Source organism: Pseudorhodobacter sp., assembly GCF_030452865.1.
In the GTDB taxonomy this organism is placed as follows: domain Bacteria; phylum Pseudomonadota; class Alphaproteobacteria; order Rhodobacterales; family Rhodobacteraceae; genus Pseudorhodobacter.
In genome coordinates this window covers 1-3,383 of record NZ_JAKDLJ010000378.1, presented here as the reverse complement: position 1 = coordinate 3,383, position 3,383 = coordinate 1, and the positions used below count along the sequence as shown (strand labels likewise).

The 3,383-nt window shown below is 62.8% G+C and carries 3 protein-coding genes; all 3 read left to right on the top strand.

The genetic code is table 11. The annotated features are described in order from the left end of the window. The coding region (locus L0H65_RS16655; protein ID WP_301460335.1) for a PilZ domain-containing protein at window positions 1-724 on the top strand (724 nt) is incomplete at its 5' end. Continuing rightward, window positions 721-3,150 (top strand): cellulose biosynthesis cyclic di-GMP-binding regulatory protein BcsB, encoded by a 2,430-nt coding sequence (locus L0H65_RS16650; protein WP_301460334.1) that lies wholly within the window; start codon window positions 721-723, stop codon window positions 3,148-3,150. The genes L0H65_RS16655 and L0H65_RS16650, both read left to right, overlap by 4 nt. Then, window positions 3,147-3,383, top strand: a 237-nt coding sequence (locus L0H65_RS16645; RefSeq protein ID WP_301460333.1) for a glycosyl hydrolase family 8, incomplete at its 3' end; no start/stop codon positions are given. The genes L0H65_RS16650 and L0H65_RS16645, both read left to right, overlap by 4 nt.

Here is a 3,383-nt window from a genome sequence, read left to right as displayed (position 1 = left end):
CTGGGCGATCTTCAACCTGATCCTGGTGTCACTGTCGTTGCGGGCAACTGTCGAGTCGCAACAGCGCCGGCTTTCGCCGCGTGTAACGATGGAAATGCCTGCCGCCCTGATCTGGAGTGGGTCGGGGGATGTTCCGATGGAAGCGACGGTCCTTGATGCCTCGGCCAGTGGTGCGCGCATCCGCGTTGGCAAAGGCCCGAACGGAGAGCGTTGGACGCGGATGGCTGCAACGGGGGAGGCGGTTCAGTTCCGGCCGCATTTCACCGACGCGCCGCATCTGGAACGCCCGATCTGGGCAACCGTGAAGGCCGTGCATCAGAATTCGGGCGACCCGACGTTCGGCGTGATGTTTGAGCCGGATCAAGGCATGGCCGTGCGTGAGGCCATCGCGCATCTGATCTTCGGGTCCAGTGAAACATGGCGAGTCAAGCGGTTGGCAAAATCGAACAAGAAAGGCTTTACTGCCGGCATCGGCTATCTGCTGTGGTTGAGCATTCGTTCCGCCCCCAAGACATTCAAGGCCTTCATCAATGAACCGGCCCGTCTGCGCCGCGCTGCACTGGCCCGCCCTGCGGAAGCGAAACCTGCGCATATCGTCGCGTTCGGGGAGGATTTCGAATATCTGGAGGCGGACGAAGTGTCCGGCAATCTTGTCGTTCCGGTGCCATTCACCCGGCCCGTTTCCCTGACGGAAGCCGCAATCGCGGAGGCGCGGCGGGCATGAGGGTAAACAACAGTCTCAAACTGGCGTTTCTTCTTGCGGGATTGGTCAGCCCGCTGGCTGCGCAAACGCCGGATGCCGCCCCGCAAATCGTGATACCTGCCGCAATCACTCCGCAAGACCCGGCAGCAGTCAGTGACGCGGTTCCCGGCGCGTCGCCGCATATCTTCCTCGTCTCCGATCCAAAACAGGCGGATGTCATGCCGACGGCACAGGTCGCGCAACCGGCTGAACCTTCGCCCTTGATCCAGCTTTTGCCAACTTCCGGCACCGCGTCCACGCCGGAAGTGGAGGTCGCTACCCCTGCCGAAATCTCAGTCGTGGAACCGCCGCCGAAACCCTCGTCATGGTTGATGCCGATCCTGCCTGCGCCGGGTGCGGCGATGGCTGGGGTGCGGATCGGCGCGGGAATGTCGCAGCCCGGTATCCTGAGGTTGAGCGGTGAGACCGCCGAGGTCGAAATGCTGGTGACCTTGCCCGAGGGCGTGCCGCTGTCCTTGCCACTGGTGTTGTCGCTGCGCTCCAGCGTGAACAACCTGCCGGAGGACTCCGAAATCGCAGTGGCGGTCAACGGCGTGAAAGCCGGGTTCATTGCGCTTGACAGCATCGGTCCCTTCTCCGAACGCAAGCTGATCGTGGCGGGTCTGGTTCCGGGGGTGAACCGGATCCACCTTGCCGCGCGCCAGTCCCACCGGATTTTTTGTGGCCCCGAAGCCTCGTTCGGGGTCTGGACGGAAATTGATCTGGGACGCAGTGGGGTTCCGGTCACCCCATCACTGCTGCCGCTGGTTCCTTCCGGTCTGGTCGCGGCTCTGCAAGCGCAAAGTGCGGGTGATCGCCCGCTGGAAATCCTTGCCGACGAAAGCACCGATCCTCGCCTGATCCAGGATGTCGCGCGTCAGGTCAGCGATGCGATAGGCTTTGCGCCGCGCCTGAAAATCCTTCCTTTCTACTCGCAGGAGACGGACCCGAACGCGATGGCGCGCATCGCGATTGTCGCTGCAACCGAGGTCAAGGCCTCGATCCGGCGCGGGGCGGGGGATGCTGCGGTGTTGCAGATTGAGCATGTTGGACCGGAACTTCCGGATCTTGCAGCGGTTCTGCCGGTGCCGAAAGCAGAGCCCGATATCCTGCCGCTGCAACCGGGGCTGAAAACCGCCCTCGCCAAGCTCGGTGCGCCGCAGATCATCGGCAACACGCATTATTTCCGGCGTGATGTGAAATTCATCCTGCCCGACGACTGGTTGCTTCTTGCCTCGCAGAAGGCGGAGCTGGAGCTGCATTATGGCTTTTCCGCCGGGATGGCGAAAGGCGGATTGCTGTTGATCAAGGTCAACGGGCAGACGGTGCGGCTGTTGCCGCTGGATCACGATGGCGGCAAGCTGCAACCGCCGCTGCCGGTCCGCTTCGGCGCAAGCAGGCTTCAGGCCGGGATCAACACCGTGACGTTCGAGATGTCGGTGCCGGGCGACCCCGCCGATTTGCCCTGTATCGCGCGTACGACGGATATGCTGGTCATTCTCGGCAGCAGTTCGTTGACCGTGCCGCCGACGCCGAAGATGCATCAAAGCGATCTGTTGCGAAGCCTCGCCTTTCTGGACGGCAACGACGTGAGTGTTCCGGCCAAAGTGGCCGACCCGGAAAAGGACCGGGAAACGCTGCTGGATTTTGCAGCACTGTTTCGTCCATTGATCCCGCCGGCGTCCTCGGCGACGGACCGACCGGCGCTGCATGTTGTCGGGCTTGATGGTGCGGGCCTGATTCCGATCTGGAACACCGGGCTGACCCGGCGTGCCTTGCAGGTTGCCTTCGACACGCGACTTGTCTCCGATCCGGATCAGCAGTTCGTGATGAAGAAAGACGACGGGGTCTTCAAACTCATCGGCGATCAAGATCAGGCACCGGCTTCCACCGCGCCCGGTTCTGGCACCGGGGTTTCCCTGCTCGGGCATTTCTTCGGGCTGTTTTCGAACGGGGGTTGGATCATGCAAGGCGCTGAGGCGCTTCACAAAACCGCCTTTCCCGGCTCCGTATCGCTGACCGAGTGGATGGACGGCAAAACCGCGCGCATGTTGTTGTTGCAGCTTGACCCGTCCAGACCGGAGGATGTCTGGTTGCTGACTGCCCCGGATATCGAGGCCGCCGAAGTTGTGCAAAAGCTCGACAGTTTCCGCCGTGACGGAAACCGTACCGCTCCGGCGCAGGCCGCGATGCTGCGCCGCGACGGCACTTGGGAAACCTGGTCGCAGGACCGCCCGCCGCGCCTGCTGGAACGCCTGACATTTGATAACCTGCGCGATGTTCTGGGCAACTATGCCTCATGGTCGCCGCTGCTGTTCACCGCGCTCTCGCTGCTTTTCGCATTGATTTCGGTGATCCCGGCGCTGCTGTTCGTGTTGTTGACACGGCGGAAAGGCAGCCGGACATGAACCGTCGGTCCTTCATGCGGGTGGTGACGACCACAGCGGTTGCACTGGCAGCGCCGCGGCTTGCGCTTGCGGGCCAGCGGCGCAGTATTGCGGGGGCGATCGCGCAGGGTCATCCGTTGCAAAAAGTCTGGCAGGCGTGGAAGGCGCTGTGCATGCTGCCCGAGGGCCGTATTGTCGATCAGTTGCAAGGTGCCGCCAGCCATTCCGAGGGGCAGGGCTATGGCCTGACCCTC

What these genes read in the sequence shown, in the direction of transcription:
- L0H65_RS16650 (WP_301460334.1), top strand. Translation starts at nt 721, where the DNA reads ATGAGGGTAAACAACAGTCTCAAACTGGCGTTTCTTCTTGCGGGATTG.